The sequence below is a fragment of the Pseudoduganella lutea genome (assembly GCF_004209755.1).
GTDB classification, from domain to species: Bacteria; Pseudomonadota; Gammaproteobacteria; order Burkholderiales; family Burkholderiaceae_D; genus Rugamonas; species Rugamonas lutea.
Genome location: NZ_CP035913.1, coordinates 4397969 through 4416526, shown reverse-complemented (window position 1 = coordinate 4416526; position 18558 = coordinate 4397969). Strand labels below are relative to the sequence as shown.

Genomic DNA, 18558 nt, shown 5'->3' with positions numbered 1-18558 from the left:
CGTTTTTCGTGAACGCGCTATGATACGAACAACCGACATCCCCTCGACAGGTTCTGCATGACGCAGCTGAACGACCTACCCTTTGCCGCGCTCCAGTTCTATACCACCGCGCCCTACCCTTGCAGTTACCTGGAAACGCGCCAGGCCCGCTCCCAGGTCGCGACGCCGTCGCACCTGATCAATGCGGACGTGTATTCCGAACTGGTGCGCAACGGCTTCCGCCGCAGCGGCATCTTCACGTACCGCCCGTATTGCGACGGTTGCCAGGCATGCATCCCCGTGCGCGTGGTGGCCGATGCCTTCACGCCCACGCGTGGCCAGCGCCGCGCCTGGGCCCGGCACAGCGACCTGCGCACGGGCGTGGCCACGCTGTCGTTCTCGGACGAGCACTATGCGCTGTACCTGCGCTACCAGAGCACGCGCCACGCGGGCGGCGGCATGGACCAGGACAGCCGCGACCAGTATGCGCAATTCCTGCTGCAAAGCCGCGTCAATACGCGGCTGGTGGAATTCCGCGAGCCCGATGGCACGCTGCGCATGGTATCGATCATCGATGTGCTGTCCGACGGTCTGTCCTCCGTGTACACGTTCTTCGATCCGGACGTGCCGGGCGCTTCGTTCGGCACCTATAACGTGATGTGGCAGATCCAGCAGGCGCGCGAGCTGGGCCTGCCTTATGTCTACCTGGGCTACTGGATCGAGGAAAGCCCGAAGATGAGCTACAAGATCAAGTTCCAGCCGCTGGAAGCGCGCCGCAAGGGCGTGTGGGCCGTCATGCCACGCGAGGCGGACGCGGCGCAATAGCGGGCCGGCAAGGTAGAATACCGGGCATTGCGTTTTTATTGCATTTTCGCCCCCCTTCCCGCTGTTCTTCCTCGCCCCTCCATGTCCGACAAATTCCTGTATTCCCTCGCGCGTCCGGCGCTGTTCTCGATGGACGCCGAATCCGCCCACCATTTCACCCTCGACAACCTGAAGCGCCTGGCGAAACTCGGCCTGCTGCGCACGATCGTGCGGGCGCCGAAACCGGATCCACGCACCGTGATGGGCGTGCAATTCAAGAACCCCGTCGGCCTGGCCGCCGGCCTGGACAAGGATGGCGCCTACATCGATGCGCTGGCCGACCTGGGCTTCGGCTCGATCGAAGTGGGCACCGTGACGCCGCGCGCCCAGCCCGGCAACCCGAAGCCGCGCATGTTCCGCATTCCCGCCGCGCACGGCATCATCAACCGCATGGGGTTCAACAACGGTGGCGTGGATGCGTTCGTGGCCAACGTGCAGTCCTCGCGCTTCTACCAGAAAGGCGAAGGTGTGCTGGGCCTGAACATCGGCAAGAACGCCGATACGCCGATCGAGCGCGCGGCCGACGATTACCTGCACTGCCTGCAGAAGGTGTATCCGTACGCCAGCTACGTGACCGTGAACATCTCATCGCCCAACACGAAGAACCTGCGCCAGCTGCAGGGCGGCTCGGAACTCGACGGCCTGCTGGGGCAACTGAAGGATGCCCAGCAGCGCCTGGCCGACCAGCACAAGCGCTATGTGCCGCTGGCGCTGAAGATCGCGCCGGACATGGACGAAGACCAGGTGAATAATATTGCCGATGCGCTGGTGCGCCACCGCATCGATGGCGTGATCGCCACGAATACCACGCTGTCGCGCAGCGCCGTCGAAGGCATGCAGCATGGCGCCGAGGCGGGCGGCCTGTCCGGCGCGCCCGCGTTCGAACTGTCGAACCGGGTCATCCGCCTGCTGAAGGCCGAGCTGGGCGACGCGCTGCCGATCATCGGCGTGGGCGGCATCATGCGCGGAAATGATGCAAAGGTTAAGATCGATGCCGGTGCCCAGCTCGTGCAGCTGTACAGTGGCCTGATCTACGCGGGCCCGGCGCTCGTTCGCGATTGCGCGGACGCCATCCGCAAACCTTGATGCAATTTGAGGAGTTCATGGAAAAGATCAAACTGGGCCGTACCGATGTCGACGTCACGAAGATCTGCCTCGGCACGATGACGTGGGGCCGCCAGAATACGGAAGCCGATGCGCATGGCCAGCTCGACTACGCGATCGAGCGCGGCATCAACTTCATCGACACGGCCGAGATGTACCCGGTGCAGCCGAGCGCCGAAACGCAGGGCTTGACGGAGCGCTACATCGGCACGTGGCTGAAGAAGAGCGGCATGCGCGGCAACGTCGTGCTGGCCACCAAGGCGGCCGGCCCCAACCCGAACATCCACTGGGTGCGCGGCGGCGAGCAGAACTTCGACGAGCAGAACCTGCGCGCCGCGGTCGAGACGAGCCTGCAGCGCCTGCAGACGGACTACATCGATCTGTACCAGCTGCACTGGCCGAGCCGCAACGTGCCCATCTTCGGCAACAACGCCTTCGACCCGGCCGCCGAACGCCCATCCGTGGCGATCGAGGACACGCTGGCCGCACTGGGCAAGCTGATTGACGAAGGCAAGATCCGCCATATCGGCGTGTCGAACGAATCGAGCTGGGGCGTTTCGGAATTCATCAAGCAGTCCGAAACAAAGGGGCTGCCGCGCATCGCCACGATCCAGAACCTGTACAACCTGACCGCGCGCCATTACGAGACGAGCTTCCTGGACGAGACGTGCTTCCGCGAGGACGTGACGCTGCTGGCCTACAGCCCGCTGGCGTTCGGCCAGCTGACGGCCAAGTACCACGACGATCCGAAGGCGCATGGCCGCCTGACGATCTTCCCGCCTACGTGGAGCCCGCGCTACCTGCGCCCCGCTGTGCTGGAAGCCGTGGCACAGTACACGAAGCTCGCGCGCGACAACGGCATCACGCCCACGCAGCTGGCGCTGGCCTGGTGCTACTCGCGCTGGTTCGTGGGTTCGACCATCATCGGCGCCACCACGCTGGCCCAGCTGCAGGAAAACATCGACGCCTACAACGTGAAGCTGCCACAGCACGTGCTGGAAGCGGTCGATGCGATCCACGCCAGGCTGCCGAATCCGGGGCAGTAGCAATAACCAGTGACAGGCTCTAATGCCGCTGATAGTGACCTTTGATGCTTCGTCTGTGGTAGCGGTCTGGTGTCGGACACCGGTACTTCGGTGTCCGACACCGGTTTTTCGCCGCATTGTGCCCGTCTTCTTCAGCAGAAAACCGGTGTCCGACACCTGAAGGTGTCCGACACCAGCGGCTCAAGCACTGCCTTATGCGGCGGTAGCATAAGCAAACCCCTACTCCATCGTTCGTGCGGTGCGATTGACCAGCTAACATAGCGCGGTCAATCAACTCACACACGCAACGATGAGCACACGCCACAGGCATTCCCCCCTCGTTCTCACCCTGATCGCCGCCGCTGCAGCGGCCGTCGCCGCTCCCGCCAGCGCGCAGCAGCAGCCGCAAGCCCCCACCGAAGAATTGCAGACCGTCGTGGTCACCGGCACGTACGCGAAGAACCGCCGCACCGCCGACTCCGAATCGCCGATCGACATCATCGGCGCGAAGGAATTGCAGGCCACCGGTTCGACCGAGCTGGCCACCGTGCTGTCACGCCTGCTGCCATCGATGAATTTCCCGCGCCCGTCCGGCGCCGATGCGTCGGATGCGGTGCGCCCCGCGCAGCTTCGCGGCCTGGCGCCGGACCAGGTACTGGTGCTGGTGAATGGCAAGCGCCGCCATGCTTCCGCCGTCGTCAACGTCAACGGCACCGCGGGTCGCGGCTCGGCGCCGGTGGACCTGAACGCGATCCCGCTGGCCGCGATCGACCACATCGAGGTGCTGCGCGACGGCGCCTCGGCGCAATACGGGTCGGATGCGATCGCCGGCGTCGTCAACATCATCCTCAAGAAAGGCCCAACCGGCGGCGACGTTGAAATCGGCACCGGCTGGTATGGGGAAAGCGACGGCGAGCAGGTGTCGCTGAAGGCATCGGCCGGCTTCGCGCTGGGCGACAAGGGCTGGCTGCGCCTCGCAGCCGAGGGCGCGGACCGCAATCCCACCAACCGCGCGGGCGCCGACAGCCGCAACCAGCTCGAGCCGCTGTACGGCCAGGTCACGCAGCGCTACGGCGATTCGGAGACGAAGCCGCGCAACGTGTTCTTCAACACGCAATACCAGTTGGGCGAGAACACCGACTTCTACGCGTTCGGCCAGTACGGCGAACGTGACAGCGAGGCGGCCGCCACGTGGCGCACCGCCCTCGTCGCGGTACAGGATCCCGCCGTGAACGGCGTGCTGCCACCGGTGCGCTACGTGCAGCGTACGCCTCTGTTCGCGCAAGGCTTCCTGCCGCTGCAGAACAGCACGTCGACCGATTCGTCGATCGTGGCCGGCGTGCGCGGCGACATCGGTGAATGGCGCTGGGATGCCAGCGTGGACTGGGGACGCAACAGCTTCTGGCTCGACATCGACAATACCGTCAACCAGGACCTGGGCGCGGCCAGCCCGACCCACTTCCACCTCGGCAAGCTGACGAACACGCAATCCGTCGCCAACTTCGACCTTGCGCGTGAAATCCCCGTAGCGGCATTCTCCGGCCCGCTGACGGTGGCAACCGGCCTGGAAATCCGCCACGAGGAATACGAGATCGACGCGGGCGATGCCGCGTCGTACACCGGGTCGGGTGCGCAGGGTTTCTCGGGCTTCCGCCCCGTCAACGCGGGCAAGAACAGCCGCAGCAACCAGTCCGCCTACGTGAACCTGGAAGCGCAGGTGACGCCGAAGCTGTCCGGCGCGCTGGCCGCCCGCTACGAGCACTACACGGACTTCGGCAGCACCACGTCGGCCAAGGCCTCGGCGCGCTATGCGTTCAACGACCAGCTGTCGGTGCGCGGCACGGCGTCGACCGGTTTCCGCGCGCCGTCGCTGGCGCAGCAGTTCTACACGATCACCACCACCAACTTCGCCGTCGTCAACGGCGAGAACAGGCCGATCGAAACGGGCACGTTCGCCGTCGGCAGCGCCGCCGCGCAGGCGCTGGGCGCCACGCAGCTGAAGGCGGAGAAGGCCCGCAACTACGGCATTGGCGTGCAATGGGCGCCGACGCGCAACTTCAACACCACCGTGGACGTGTACCGTATCTTCGTCGACGACCGCATCGCGCTGTCGGCCAACATGACGCTGTCGCCGGCCCTGCGCAACACCTTGGCCGCCCAGGGCGTGCAGGTGGGCGCGGGCCGCTATTTCACGAACGCGATCGACACGAAGACCACCGGCGTGGATATCGTCAGCACCTACCGCTGGAACCTGGTCAACCGCGATCGCGTGGACTTCACCGCCGCCTACAACCACAACAAGACGACGGTGGAGAACGTGGCCGCCAATCCGGCGATCCTCAGCCAGAACAACCTGCTGCTCATCGACCGCCAGACCGTGCTGCGCAACACGGTGGGCTCGCCGAAGGACAAGTTCAGCCTTGGCGCCGACTACACCGCGCAGGCGTGGAGCGCCCGGGCGCTGGCCACGCAATATGGCAAGTTCACTGTCCCGCAGAACAACGCGGCGAACGACCAGACGTACGGCCGGCAATGGGTACTGGATGTTTCCGCCACCGTGCGGCTGGCCGACAACTGGCGCGTGACCGCCGGCATCGACAACCTGGCCGACAGCTATCCCGACAGGACCACCACCGTGGCCAACCTGAACACGAACGGCATCTATCCGTACTCGAACTTCTCGCCGGCGGGGTTCAACGGGCGGTTCTTCTATGCGAAGGTGGGGTACAGCTGGTAAGTGCCTGTCCTTCAACGAAAAATCCCGCTTGTCAGCGGGATTTTTTTAACGCCGGCAACTTCTCTCAGGTCGGCGCAAAAAAAATCCCGGCTCGAGCCGGGATCAACTGCTGAACTGTTCAACGCAAGCATTCACCTTCATGCCGCCTCGCCCCGAGCAGCGCCTGCTCGATATCGCCCCGCTTCAACTCCGGCGCGAACTGCGAAATGAATTCGTACGCATACTGCCGCAGGTAAGCGCCGCGCCGCACGGCCAGCCGCGTGGTATTGGAGGCGAACAGGTGCGATGCCTCGATCGCGCGCAGGCCCCTGTCGCGGCCATGGTCGAACGCCATCGACGCGACGATGCCCACGCCCAGGCCGAGCGATACGTACTGCTTAATGACGTCCGAATCCATCGCCGTCAGCACGATGTCCGGCCGCACGCCGGCCTTGTCGAACGCATCGTCGATGTGGCCGCGGCCCGTGAAGCCCACGTCGTACGTGATGAGCTGGAACTCGGCCAGGTCTTCCAGCCGCACCGGGGTACGTGTCAGCAGCGGGTGATCGTCGGGCACCACGATCAGGTGGCTCCAGCGGTAGCACGGGAACGACACCAGGTCGGGGAACTGCGACAGGCCCTCGGTAGCGATACCGATATCGGCCTTGCCCGACAACACCCACTCGGCGATGTGCTCGGGCGAGCTTTGCTGCAGCGCGATCCGCACGTCCGGGAACGCGGTGCGAAAGTGCGACACGGCGCGCGGCAGCGCATAGCGCGCCTGCGTGTGCGTGGCGGCCACCTTCAGCGTGCCGGTGCTCTGGCCCTTGTATTCCATGCTGGCGTGCTGCAGGTTCTCGGCCTCGATCAGCAGGCGGTCGATGATCTTCAGGATGCCCTTGCCCGGATCGGTCAGGCCCGTGAGCCGCTTGCCGTTGCGCTCGAAGATGACGACGCCCAGCTCGTCCTCGAGTTCGCGGATCTGGCGGCTGACGCCCGGCTGCGACGTGAACAGCGCATTGGCCACCTCGGTCAGGTTGTAGTTGCGGCGTGCCGCCTCGCGGATGGACCGCAGCTGCTGGAAATTCATATGGAAGCTCCTTCATCGACGAACACACGCAGGCGCTTCGGCCGCACCACGAGGGTCTCGCCCTCTTTCAGTTCCAGGTTGCGGAAGCGCTCATTGGAAATCGTTGCCTCGATCAGCTGCGCATTGTCGGTGCGCTCGAGGTCCAGCTGGGCCAGCGGGCCGATCGCGTGGGCACGGCGCAGCTTGACGACGATGCCTTCCGCGCCGCTGACGTAGCGCTCCACGTCCATCTCGTGCGGCCGCACATAGGCAGTGCCTTTCGCGTCGCGCACGTGGGTATGGTCCGGCACGTCGATCTGCGTGCCTTCGCTGGCCAGCACGCCTTCGTGCACGCGGCCATGGAAGACGTTGACGTTGCCGAGGAAGCCGTACACGAAGGGCGAGGCCGGGTGGTTGTACACCTGGTCCGGCGTGCCGATCTGCTCGACGGTGCCCTTGTTCATCAACACCACCTGGTCGGCCACTTCAAGGGCTTCTTCCTGGTCGTGCGTGACGAAGATGGACGACACGTGCAGGTCGTCGTGCAGGCGGCGCAGCCAGCGGCGCAGCTCCTTGCGCACCTTCGCGTCCAGCGCGCCGAACGGTTCGTCCAGCAGCAGCACACGGGGTTCGACCGCCAGGGCACGCGCCAGTGCGATCCGCTGGCGCTGGCCACCGGAAAGCTGCGGCGGATAACGGTCGGCCAGCCAGTCCAGCTGCACCAGTTCCAGCAGATCTTTCACTTTCCTGCGGATCTGGTCTTCGGAAGGCCGGTCGGCGCGCGGTTTCACGCGCAGGCCGAACGCCACGTTCTCGAACACGGTCATGTGCTTGAACAGCGCATAGTGCTGGAACACGAAGCCCACCTGGCGCTCGCGCACGTGGCGGTCGGACGCATCCTGGCCATCGAGCAGCACCTGGCCCGAATCGGGGTGTTCCAGGCCGGCGATGCAGCGCAGCAGCGTGGTCTTGCCGCAGCCCGAAGGGCCGAGCAGCGCGGTCAGTTCGCCGGCCGGGAAGTCCAGCGACACGTTGTTCAGCGCCACGAAGTCGCCGAAGCGCTTGTTGATGTTCTTGACTGCGATCGTCATGTCTTGCTCCAGCTTTTATTGACCATTAATTGTTGTCGTCGGCATTGCGCGATTCATGCAGGCGCCACTCGATGAAGGATTTCAGCGCCAGCGTCACCAGGGCCAGCAAGGCCAGCAGCGAGGCGACGGCGAAGGCCGCGACGAAGTTGTATTCGTTGTAGAGGATTTCCACCTGCAGCGGCATCGTGTTGGTTTCGCCGCGGATGTGGCCCGACACGACGGACACCGCGCCGAACTCGCCCATCGCGCGGGCGTTACACAGGATCACGCCATACAGCAGGCCCCACTTGATGTTGGGGAGCGTCACGCGGAAGAACGTCTGCCAGCCCGAGGCCCCCAGCACCACGGCCGCTTCCTCTTCCTCGCTGCCCTGCGCCTGCATCAGCGGGATCAGCTCGCGCGCCACGAACGGGAACGTGATGAAGATGGTCGCGATGACGATGCCGGGCACGGCGAACAGGATCTTGATGTCGTGCTCGGCCAGCCATGGGCCGAACCAGCCCTGGGCGCCGAACAGCAGCACGTAGATCAGGCCGGAAATCACCGGCGACACGGAGAACGGCAGGTCGATCAGCGTGAGCAGCAGGCTCTTGCCGCGGAATTCGAACTTGGCGATCGCCCACGATGCGGCCACGCCGAACACCAGGTTCAGCGGCACCGCGATCGCGGCCGTGATCAGCGTGAGCTTGATGGCGGCGATGGCGTCGTCCTCGCGGATCGATTCCAGGTAGACGTCGAGGCCCTTCTTCAGCGCCTCGGCGAACACGGCGATCAGCGGCACGAACAGGAACAGCGTCAGGAACGCCAGCGCCACGGTGACGAGCACATAGCGCACCCAGCGTGGTTCCAGCACTTCGGATACGGACGGCAGTTCGCCGCGTTGGGAAGTTCCACTCATATTATTTCCCCGACTTTCCGCGGGCCCAGGCCTGCAACAGGTTGATACCCAGCAGCATGATGAACGACACGATCAGCATGACGACGGCAATGGCCGTGGCGCCCGTGTAGTCGTACTGTTCCAGCTTGGTGATGATGAACAGCGGCGTGATCTCGGACACCATCGGCATATTCCCGGCGATGAAGATCACGGAACCGTATTCGCCCGTCGCACGCGCGAAGGCCAGCGCGAAGCCGGTCAGCAGCGACGGAAAGACGGTCGGGAAGATCACGCGGCGGAACGTAGTCCAGGACGAGGCGCCCAGCGAGGCGGCGGCTTCCTCGATTTCGCGCTCCGCGTCTTCCAGCACCGGCTGCACCGTGCGCACGACGAACGGCAGGCCGATGAAGGTCAGCGCCAGCACCACGCCCAGCGGCGTAAATGCCACCTTGATGCCCAGCGTGCCCTCGAGAAACTGGCCGATCCAGCCATTCGACGAATACAGCGCCGTCAGCGTGATGCCCGCGACCGCCGTCGGCAGCGCGAACGGCAGGTCGACCAGCGCATCGATGAAGCGCTTGCCGGGGAAGCGGTAGCGCACCAGTACCCACGCCACGATGCCGCCGAACACGGCGTTGATCGTGGCGCCGATCAGCGATGCGCCAAACGTAAGGCGGTAGGAAGCCATCACGCGCTCGGACGTGACAGCTGCCCAGAAGGCCTCCCACGTCATCGTGAACGTTTTCAGGAACAACGCCGACAGCGGGATCAGCACGATCAGCGTCAGATAGAAGATCGTGAAGCCCAGCGAGAGCTTAAAGCCCGGCATCACCCGGTACGGCGCCCGCTTTCTGGCTTCGAACGGCACCGGTTGCGTTACCGGCAGTACTGCAGACATGGTGGCCTCTTATTACAATTTCGGATAATGAGGCCGAAGTCTCGCATCTGGGCGTTATAAACCAAACTAACCTTTTGTCATTTGCTTAGATGCAGGAACCGATATGGAGCAACCATGCGGGATACCGGGGAGTTCGGGCAACAAAAAACCCGGGCGGACCCGGGTTTGTCGTGGTGCGGTGCCGCTTACTTGTTCGGCTGCGGCGTCAGGCGCAGGTACGGTTTCTGGGCGGTAAAGCCTTTCGGGTACTTTTGCTTGATCACTTCCGGATCCTGCACGGTCAGCGGGATGATGACGTCGTCGCCGTCCTTCCAGTTGCCCGGCGTGGCCACGGTGTGCTTGTCGGTCAGTTGCAGCGCATCGATGACGCGCAGGATTTCGTCGAAATTGCGGCCGGTGCTCATCGGGTAGGTGAGCTGCAGGCGGATCTTTTTCGCCGGGTCGATGAGGAATACCGAGCGCACGGTGGCGGTGGCCGACTGTTCCGGGTGGATCATGTCGTACAGCGTGGCCACTTTCTTGTCGGCGTCGGCGATGATCGGGAAGCCGACGACCGTCTTCTGCGTTTCCTCGATATCCTTGATCCACTCCTTGTGCGAATCGGCCGGGTCGACGGACAGGGCGATCGCCTTCACGTTGCGCTGGTCGAATTCGGGCTTGAGCTTCGCGGTCAGGCCCAGTTCCGTCGTGCAGACGGGCGTGAAGTCGGCCGGGTGCGAGAACAGCACAACCCAGGAATCGCCCGCCCAGTCATGGAACTTGATGCGGCCGATGGAAGAATCCTGCTCGAAGTCAGGGGCGGTATCGCCGAGGCGTAGCGTCATGGAAGTCTCCAGTGATAGACAAAGATCAATATTGTAGTGGTTTCACATTCTGCGCCCGATCCACCAGCAATTGCAACTGCTGCTGGCCGAACAGCCAGTCGCGCAGCCGGGATTCGGCATTGATGTGGCCCAGGGCGCCGGCATTGATGAAGGTGCTGTCCCAGCGCTGCGCCCATTGCTGCGCGCGCTCGAGCGGCATCCATGGGTCGTTCGTGCTGGCGATCATGATGGACGGGATGGGCAGCGGTTCCCGCGGCAGCAGCGTGGCCACGCCGAACTTGTCCGGGTCGGCCGGCCCCACCAGCAGCAGGCCGGCCACATTGGCCGCATCGGCGGCCACGCTGTGCACCGAGGCCAGGCACCCGAAGCTGTGGGCGACGATCAGCGTGGGACGCGCATCGCGCCGGCGCACTTCGTCGACCCGTTCGCTCCACACCGGCAACACCGGATCGCTCCAGTTGTCCTGCACCACCCGCTCGAAGGCGGGATACAGGCGCTGCCAGCGGCTTTGCCAGTGCTCCGGACCACTGTCGTGCAGGCCCGGCGCCACCAGCACGCGGAATCGCGAAAGATTGCCTGTCATGCGCCCTCCTCCCCAGGCCTTGCCGCTTATTTCTGGTAGATCTGGTCGAACACGCCGCCATCGGCAAAGTGGGTTTTCTGCGCCTTGGCCCAGTCACCCGCCACGTCGCCGATCGAGAACAGTTTCACGGCCGGGAACTGTGCAGCGTATTTCTTCGCTTCCTTGTCCACGGTTGGACGGTAGTAGTTCTTGGCGATGATTTCCTGCGCCGCATCGGTGTACAGGAAGTTCAGGTAAGCCTCGGCCACCTTGCGGGTGCCACGCTTGTCGACGACCTTGTCGACGACCGCGACCGGCGGTTCGGCCAGGATCGACACGGACGGCGCCACGATTTCGAACTTGTCCGGGCCCAGTTCCTTGATCGCCAGCAGGGCTTCGTTTTCCCAGGCAAGCAGCACGTCGCCGATGCCGCGCTCGACGAACGTGGTGGTGGCGCCGCGCGCGCCCGAATCGAGCACCGGCACGTTCTTGTACAGTTTTTTCAGGTAGTCGCGCGCGGTGGCATCCGTGCCGCCCGGCAGGCGCAGCGCGTAGCCGTAGGCGGCCAGGTGGTTCCAGCGTGCGCCGCCGGAGGTTTTCGGGTTCGGCGTGATCACCGACACACCCGGCTTGACCAGGTCGCCCCAGTCCTTGATGCCTTTCGGATTGCCCTTGCGGACCAGGAACACGATGGTCGAGCTGTAAGGCGTGGAATTCTTGGCCAGGCGCTTTTGCCAATCCTTGTTGACGATGCCTTTTTCGGCGATCGCGTCGATGTCGTAGGCCAGGGCCAGCGTGACGACGTCCGCCTGCAGGCCGTCGATCACCGAGCGGCCCTGCTTGCCGGAGCCGCCGTGCGATTGCTTGACTTTCACGTCGTCGCCCGTCTTGGCCTTCCATTCCTTGGCGAAGGCGGCGTTGACGTCCTGGTACAGCTCACGCGTCGGATCGTATGAAACGTTGAGCAGCGTGATTTCGGCCGCGTGTGCGGTCAGCGATACGGCGAGGGTCGTAACAACTGCGGCGGCCAGCGTGGAAAGTTTTTTGGACAACATCTGATTCCCCTTTTTGTTGGAGGTTGCAGATTAGCTGCTGAGCTTATGAATGAGAACGAAGTTTTCGTCCATTCCTTATGCATAAAACTTATAACGCCACGGCTTGCGCTACCAGAAGCGGTTGAACAGCACGACGCTCCAGGTGGCCGCGGCCAGCAGGCAGGCCAGCAGCACGGCGGCGCTGCCCAGGTCCTTGGCATTCTTCGACAGCGGATGGCGTTCGAGCGAAATCCGGTCGACCACGGCTTCGATGGCCGAATTGACCAGTTCCACGATCAGCACCAGGATGAGCACGCCGATCAGTGCCAGCTTCTGGAAAGCGGACACCGGCAACAGCAGTGCAATCATGGCGGCAAACGAAAACACGACCAGCTCCTGCCGGAAGGCGAATTCGCAGCGCCAGGCGGTTTTCAGGCCATCGAATGAGTAGGACAGGGCGGACTGGATGCGCTTCAAGCCATTCTTGCTCTTGAATTCGCTGATGGGCTGGACCATGGAGGATCATGTGAAAGTAAGTGCGCCATTATAGCGATTCGACATGGTCAGGATACGCGCGCAATTTCCCATTATTTTCACATCATGGTATAAATAACCGGACACATACTGCACCGCACCAACCACATCATGAAAATCGAATCCGTTCCAGAACAGAAGACGACCATCCAGGTCATCGAACGCATGGTGGGCCTGCTCGACGCCCTGGCGAAGTACCCGGACCCCGTCAGCCTGAAGGAATTATCGAAGGTTTCAGGCCTGCACCCTTCGACGGCGCACCGGATCCTCAACGACCTGGTTCTGACGCGCTTTGTCGACCGTATCGAACCAGGCACGTATCGCCTGGGCATGCGCCTGCTGGAACTGGGCAATGTCGTCAAGAGCCGGCTCTCGGTGCGGGAAGCCGCGCTGGACTTCATGCGTGCACTGCACAAGAAAACCCAGCAGACGATCAACCTGTCGGTGCGCCAGGGTGACGAAATCGTTTATATCGACCGCGCCTTTTCCGAGCGCTCCGGCATGCAGGTGGTGCGTGCGATCGGCGGCCGCGGGCCGCTGCACCTGACATCGACGGGCAAGCTGTTCCTGTCAGTGGATGAACCGAAGGCGATCCGCGCCTACGCCACCCGCACCGGGCTGGCGGGGCACAACAAGAATTCGATCACGGACCTGTCGAAGCTCGAACGCGAGCTGTCGCTGGTGCGTTCGCGCGGCTATGCGCGGGACAACGAGGAACTGGAACTGGGCGTGCGCTGCATGGCCGCCGGCATTCGCGACGACAGCGGCAAGCTGGTAGCCGGCCTGTCGATCTCGGCACCGGCCGACCGCCTGCAGGATGACTGGCTGGAAGACCTGGTCAATACCGCCAACCAGATCTCCGCCACACTGGGTTACATGCCGGCCGCGGAGTGAGTCATTGCGGCGGCGCCGCCACGGAGCGCACTGCCGGTACCCATGGCCGTGCCGATCGTGGTGCCGCTGCCCACGGTTTCGGCAAACGGCGCCGGGCGCAAGGCCGTGAGCCATTTCTTCATGCGCATCGCATCGGCCACGCGCGCCGCGGTGCCCTTTGCATCGAGCAGCACCATGATCACGGCGCGGCCTTCGATCACGGCCTGCATCATCACGCAGCGCCCCGCTTCGTTGATGAAGCCGGTTTTCTGCAAGCCGATCTGCCAGCCGGACGTGGGGACCACGAGGCCATTGGTGGTACCGAACTGCACCGGGCGCCCGTTGCGTTCGATCACGGCCTTGGCATCCGTGGAAAACTCGCGCAGCATCGGATGTTCATAGGCCGCCATCGCCAGCTTCGCCAGGTCGCGCGCGCTGGCCACGTTCTGTTTCGACAGCCCGGTCGAGTCGGCATAGCGCGTCTCGGTCATGCCCAGCGCCCGGGCCTTGGCGTTCATCGCGGCCACGAACGCGGGCAGGCCGCCCGGGTAGTTGCGGCCCAGCGCGGACGCGGCGCGGTTTTCCGAACTCATCAGGGCGATGTGCAGCATGTTACGGCGCGTCAGCCTGTCGCCCACCTTCAGGCGCGAGCTGGAGAACTTGGCGCGGTCCACATCGTCTTCGGTGACCGTCAGCTCTTCATCCATGTTCTGGTTGGCTTCGACGACGACGAGTCCGGTCATCATCTTCGTGATCGAAGCGATCGGCAGCGCCACGCCCGCGTTCTTTTCAAACAGCACTTCGGCATTGGCCTGGTCGACCACGAGTGCCACGTTCGATTTCAGGTCGAGCGGGTCGCGTGTGAGGTTCAGGCCGGCCAGGTCGCCCATCGTGGGGCGGGCGGCAACCACGGCGGGCACCGCGGCGGCAGCCACGAGGGCGCGCTGGTACACCACCCTTTTCTTGCCCCGCACGGTAACGACGCGGCGCACGACCTTGCCGCGTGGCTCGGCGACCGCCTTGCGGCGCACACCGGCTCTCTTGACCACCTTCTTCTTGGCGGAAGCCTTGCTTACCGCCACTTTCTTGGCACCATTCGCTGCCTGCACGGCAGTCACCGGCACCGAGATGCACAAGGCGGAAATCAAGGCGGCTACGATAACTTTGTACATAGGATAACTCCGGTCAGCAACTGTACGTCATTTGTACGATACGTTGCAGTGTAGCAAAACACTGATCGCGCACAATCGAATTTCACATTGTCGAGCACAAAATTCCGCCGAATCGATAGCGCAATCAACAATCCTGACGCAGCGCTGCAACGGAATATTAACGGTCAGCAAACTCGCCGATGAAGGTGGCAAAACCGGCCACGGGCTCGCGTTCCGTGACCAGCGAGTTCTCGATCCGTGACGGATCGGCAACCCCCAGGGCCATCCCGCATACCACCATTTCATTGTCGGGCAATGCCAGCTGTTGCGCAATGATCGAATGGAATTGTGTGAAGGCTGCCTGTGGACACGTATCGAGGCCGCGTGCCCGCGCGGCGATCATCACGTTCTGCAGGAACATGCCATAGTCGAGCCACGAGCCCTGCTCCATGATGCGATCGATCGTGAAGATCATGCCGACCGGGGCGTCGAAGAAATTGAAGTTGCGGGCATGCTGGGCCGCCATGCCCTCCTTGTTGTCGCGCGTGAGTCCCAGCAGCGAATACAGGTCCCACCCCACTTTACGACGGCGGTCGATATAGGGTGATTTCCATTCACGCGGGTAATACGCATATTCTTCCTGGTGGCGGCGATTCAGATCCGGGTCGCGGTAAGCGGCCGTGATGCTGGCGCACAGCGCATCGCGCGCGCTGCCGGTCAGCACATAGGCTTTCCACGGCTGCGTATTGGTGCCGGACGGTGCCCGGCTGGCCACCTCGAGGATCGCGGCAATGTCTTCGCGCGCCACCGGCGTGGGAAGAAAAGCGCGGATCGACCGGCGCGACGTGATGGCGGCATCGACCGCCTGCTGTGCGGGACTGGAAATCATCGGCATTCCTATTTCTTGACCACAAAGAATACGCCGGCCACGGCCAGCGCCATGCCCGCCACGCCGAGCGCGCTGAACGCTTCGCCGAACATCAGCCATGCCATCAGTGCGGTCGTTGGCGGTGTCAGGTAAAGCAGGCTCGTCACGCGGGTTGCGTCGCTGCGGCGGATCAGCGCAAACAGCAGGAAGATGGCACCTATCGACAGCCCGAATACCGACCATGCCAGCGCACCGGCAAAGCGCGGCGTCCATTCGACGGCCGCCAGCGCCGGCGTGAGTCCTTCGAACACGACGGCAAATGGCAGCGTTGCAACGAAGCACGCGGAAAACTGGATCGCCGTGCCGGTGCGCAAATCGAATTGGGGACAATGGCGCTTCTGATACAACGTGCCCGCCGTGATCGACAGCAGCGCCCCCAGGCACAGGGCGATGGCTTGCCAGGACAGGCCCGTCAGCGTGATCTTCGCATAGACAACCAGCGCCACGCCGCCCAGCCCGAAAACCAGTCCCAGCCATTGGCGCGGCGTGACACGCTCGCCGATCAGCGGCGCGGCAAAGGCGGTCAGGATGGGTTGCATGCCAACGATCAGTGCCGACAGCCCGGCAGGCATGCCCAGCTTGATCGCGCACCACACGCCGGCCAGGTAACCACCGTGCAGCAGCAGGCCGGCGATGGCGATATGCCCGGTCTTGCCTTTCGGCCATGGCGCCTTCAGCAACCAGACCAGCGGCGCCAGGACGGCCACCGCGCACGCATAGCGCAGCAGGAGGAACGTGAGTGGCGGCGCATAGGGCAAACCGAATTTGGCCACGATGAATCCCGTGCTCCACAGGAAAACGAAAAACAGCGGAACGGGTGAGACAAGTGAGGTCATCTTTTTAGTCTATCACGGCCGGGTTGACTGGACTGTATTGCCATGAGCGACCGATTCATGCTCTTGTGCAACGCACAAACTTCACGCGACTTCGCTGTCATCGACGTGGGAGATTCGTTCTTCCAGCCAGTGCCAGCTCCCGCTCCAGGCGGGTGTTGTTATCAGCGATCGATTCGTTCTTTTGTGCAACGCACAAATTTCGCTTGACTTAATCTAGCGCAGCCGTAAAATTGAGCATGTTGCGTTGCACAATAGCTGTCATAGACCACAGCAAGCTTTCATCAACGATATTCCATTTCTGGAGAGCCACATGTTTTCGATTCCTGAGCAATTTTCCAATGCGACCAAGGCGAGCTTCGAAAGCCAATTCGCGATTTTCTCCACCCTGACGAACAAGGCGTTCGAAGGCGTTGAAAAGCTCGTCGACCTGAACTTGACCGCTGCCAAAGCTTCGCTGGAAGATACCTCCGCCACCGCGAAGCAGCTGCTGGCCGCCAAGGATCCGCAAGAATTCTTCTCGCTGAGCGCTTCGCGTGCCCAGCCGAATGCCGAGAAAGCCATCGCCTACAGCCGTAACCTGGCATCGATCGCATCGAGCACCGCTGCGGAGTTCTCGAAGGCCGCTGAAGCACAGATCCTGGAAACCAACCGCAAGGTCATCTCGCTGGTTGACGAAGTGAGCAAGAACGCCCCGGCCGGCACCGAAAACGCCGTGGCCCTGTTCAAGTCCGCACTGGGCAGCGCCAACGCTGGCTACGAGCAGATCACCCGCACCGCCAAGCAAGCCGCCGAGACCTACGAAGCGAATGTCAACGCCGCCGTGAACCAGTTCACGTCCGCCGTCAAGTCCGCACCGGCCGCCAACGCCGCTTCGGCAGCCGCGTAATACCTGTGCCGGCCGCGCCGGCACACTGAAAGCATCGCTGTACCAGGTCTCCTCGGCATCCGTGGATCCTCTCAGCGGATGTCCTTCGCCCGCCCCGACTTGATCGGGGCGTTTTTTATTCCCCGACTGGTTTTTATCCCCGACATCCGTGGGCTTTTTCTCGTCTGGATATATACAGTTTTTCCAATTTCAGATAATCTGTTCAGGCCTCAAATTCGAAAGGACCATGATGACCGAATCGATGCTTCCGACTTATAACGACGTGGTGGCCGCCGCAGAGCGGATTGCCGGGCATGCGCACCACACGCCGGTGCTGACGTCGCGCATTGCCAACGAGCAGCTGGGTGCCGAGCTGTATTTCAAGGCGGAGAACTTGCAGAGAATGGGCGCGTTCAAGTTCCGCGGCGGTTTCAATGCGCTGGCCAGGTTCGATGCGGCGCAACGCAAGGCGGGTGTCGTTGCCTTCTCGTCCGGGAACCATGCGCAAGCCATCGCCCTGTCGGCCAGGCTGCTGGGCATTCCCGCCACGATCGTGATGCCGCTCGATGCGCCGGCGGCCAAGGTGGCGGCCACGCGCGGGTATGGCGCGACGGTCGTCACCTATGACCGCTATACCGAGGACCGCGAGCAGATCGGCCGCGACCTGGCGGCGAAGCATGGCCTGACCCTGATCCCGCCCTATGACCATGCGGACGTGATTGCCGGCCAGGGCACGGCGGCAAAGGAACTGTTCGAGGAAGTGGGCGAGCTGGACTACCTGTTCGCACCGCTCGGCGGCGGCGGGCTGCTGTCCGGCACGGCGCTGGTGACGCGGGCGCTGTCGCCCCGCTGCAAGCTGTTCGGCGTGGAGCCGGAAGCCGGCAACGATGGCCAGCAATCGTTCCGCAGCGGCGCCATCGTCCACATCGACACGCCGAAGACCATTGCCGACGGCGCGCAGACCCAGCACCTGGGCAAGCTGACCTTCCCGATCATCCAGCGCCACGTGGACGACATCCTCACGGCAAGCGACGCCCAGCTGATCGACGAGATGCGCTTCGTTGCCAGCCGCATGAAGATGATCGTCGAACCCACGGGCTGCCTCGGCCTGGCCGCCGCCCGCGCAATGCAGGACGAACTGCGCGGCAAGAAGGTGGGCATCATCCTCAGCGGCGGCAACGTGGACCTGCCCCGCTTCGCCGAGTTGCTCAGCTGACAAACTGGGTACGTACCCCTGTTTTCAGGAAACAATCGACTTATCTGAGAGGCTGGCCCGTCTGCAAGTTCAGATATTGCCTCTAAACAGGGGTACGTCCCCAGTTTTCTGT

At 63.3% G+C, this 18558-nt stretch carries 18 protein-coding genes; 7 read left to right on the top strand and 11 right to left on the bottom strand.

What is annotated here, in order from left to right; translation table 11 throughout:
* Positions 1–57 precede the first annotated feature (57 nt).
* The 4 genes from EWM63_RS18740 to EWM63_RS18725 all read left to right on the top strand — a co-directional run bounded on the left by EWM63_RS18740 (position 58) and on the right by EWM63_RS18725 (position 5709).
* The gene (locus EWM63_RS18740) at positions 58–804 is read left to right on the top strand and encodes an arginyltransferase (protein ID WP_130187891.1); all 747 of its coding nucleotides are present in this window, start codon (positions 58–60) and stop codon (positions 802–804) included.
* A gap of 81 nt (positions 805–885) precedes the next feature.
* The gene (locus EWM63_RS18735) at positions 886–1929 is read left to right on the top strand and encodes a quinone-dependent dihydroorotate dehydrogenase (protein ID WP_130187890.1); all 1044 of its coding nucleotides are present in this window, start codon (positions 886–888) and stop codon (positions 1927–1929) included.
* A 17-nt stretch (positions 1930–1946) separates the two neighbouring features.
* Positions 1947–2993 carry an aldo/keto reductase gene (locus EWM63_RS18730; RefSeq protein ID WP_130187889.1) on the top strand — a complete coding sequence of 349 codons (1047 nt, stop codon included), beginning with the start codon at positions 1947–1949 and terminating at the stop codon, positions 2991–2993.
* 289 nt (positions 2994–3282) lie between these two features.
* Positions 3283–5709, top strand: a complete 2427-nt coding sequence (locus EWM63_RS18725) for a TonB-dependent receptor plug domain-containing protein (protein WP_130187888.1) — start codon at positions 3283–3285, stop codon at positions 5707–5709.
* A 118-nt stretch (positions 5710–5827) separates the two neighbouring features.
* On the opposite strand, the gene EWM63_RS18720 is transcribed toward EWM63_RS18725, so the two are convergent.
* From EWM63_RS18720 to EWM63_RS18685, 8 genes are all read right to left on the bottom strand, one after another.
* On the bottom strand, positions 5828–6778 hold the full coding sequence (locus tag EWM63_RS18720) for a CysB family HTH-type transcriptional regulator (protein WP_130187887.1): 951 nt from the start codon (positions 6776–6778) through the stop codon (positions 5828–5830).
* Positions 6775–7848, bottom strand: coding sequence for a sulfate/molybdate ABC transporter ATP-binding protein (locus tag EWM63_RS18715; protein ID WP_130187886.1), 1074 nt, complete (start codon positions 7846–7848; stop codon positions 6775–6777). The genes EWM63_RS18720 and EWM63_RS18715 overlap by 4 nt, the downstream gene beginning before the upstream one ends.
* A 25-nt stretch (positions 7849–7873) precedes the next feature.
* Positions 7874–8746, bottom strand: coding sequence for a sulfate ABC transporter permease subunit CysW (cysW, locus tag EWM63_RS18710; protein WP_130187885.1), 873 nt, complete (start codon positions 8744–8746; stop codon positions 7874–7876).
* Between the two features lies 1 nt (position 8747).
* Positions 8748–9623, bottom strand: a complete 876-nt coding sequence (gene cysT / locus EWM63_RS18705; RefSeq protein WP_130187884.1) for a sulfate ABC transporter permease subunit CysT — start codon at positions 9621–9623, stop codon at positions 8748–8750.
* A gap of 185 nt (positions 9624–9808) precedes the next feature.
* Positions 9809–10447, bottom strand: coding sequence for a peroxiredoxin (locus EWM63_RS18700; protein WP_130187883.1), 639 nt, complete (start codon positions 10445–10447; stop codon positions 9809–9811).
* Positions 10448–10472: 25 nt separating this feature from the next.
* Entirely contained in the window at positions 10473–11030 is a 558-nt protein-coding gene (locus EWM63_RS18695; protein ID WP_130187882.1) for an RBBP9/YdeN family alpha/beta hydrolase, read from the bottom strand.
* A 26-nt stretch (positions 11031–11056) separates the two neighbouring features.
* Positions 11057–12064 (bottom strand): sulfate ABC transporter substrate-binding protein, encoded by a 1008-nt coding sequence (locus tag EWM63_RS18690; protein ID WP_130187881.1) that lies wholly within the window; start codon positions 12062–12064, stop codon positions 11057–11059.
* Between the two features lie 108 nt (positions 12065–12172).
* Positions 12173–12559, bottom strand: a complete 387-nt coding sequence (locus EWM63_RS18685) for a diacylglycerol kinase (protein WP_130187880.1) — start codon at positions 12557–12559, stop codon at positions 12173–12175.
* 129 nt (positions 12560–12688) lie between these two features.
* Here EWM63_RS18685 and EWM63_RS18680 point away from each other — a divergent pair, with 129 nt between their 5' ends.
* Entirely contained in the window at positions 12689–13471 is a 783-nt protein-coding gene (locus EWM63_RS18680) for an IclR family transcriptional regulator (RefSeq protein WP_130187879.1), read from the top strand.
* Here EWM63_RS18680 and EWM63_RS18675 read toward each other — a convergent pair.
* The 3 genes from EWM63_RS18675 to EWM63_RS18665 form a co-directional block, all read right to left on the bottom strand.
* Positions 13450–14622, bottom strand: a complete 1173-nt coding sequence (locus tag EWM63_RS18675) for a serine hydrolase (protein ID WP_130187878.1) — start codon at positions 14620–14622, stop codon at positions 13450–13452. The two genes, EWM63_RS18680 and EWM63_RS18675, sit on opposite strands and share 22 nt — an antisense overlap.
* Before the next feature lie 157 nt (positions 14623–14779).
* Positions 14780–15490, bottom strand: coding sequence for a nitroreductase (locus tag EWM63_RS18670; protein ID WP_207221115.1), 711 nt, complete (start codon positions 15488–15490; stop codon positions 14780–14782).
* Between the two features lie 8 nt (positions 15491–15498).
* Positions 15499–16365, bottom strand: a complete 867-nt coding sequence (locus EWM63_RS18665) for a DMT family transporter (protein WP_130187877.1) — start codon at positions 16363–16365, stop codon at positions 15499–15501.
* A gap of 310 nt (positions 16366–16675) precedes the next feature.
* Between EWM63_RS18665 and EWM63_RS18660 the strand changes: the two genes are divergently transcribed.
* Positions 16676–17251 carry a phasin family protein gene (locus EWM63_RS18660; RefSeq protein ID WP_130187876.1) on the top strand — a complete coding sequence of 192 codons (576 nt, stop codon included), beginning with the start codon at positions 16676–16678 and terminating at the stop codon, positions 17249–17251.
* A gap of 229 nt (positions 17252–17480) precedes the next feature.
* Positions 17481–18446, top strand: a complete 966-nt coding sequence (locus EWM63_RS18655) for a threo-3-hydroxy-L-aspartate ammonia-lyase (RefSeq protein WP_130190468.1) — start codon at positions 17481–17483, stop codon at positions 18444–18446.
* Positions 18447–18558: the final 112 nt, after the last annotated feature.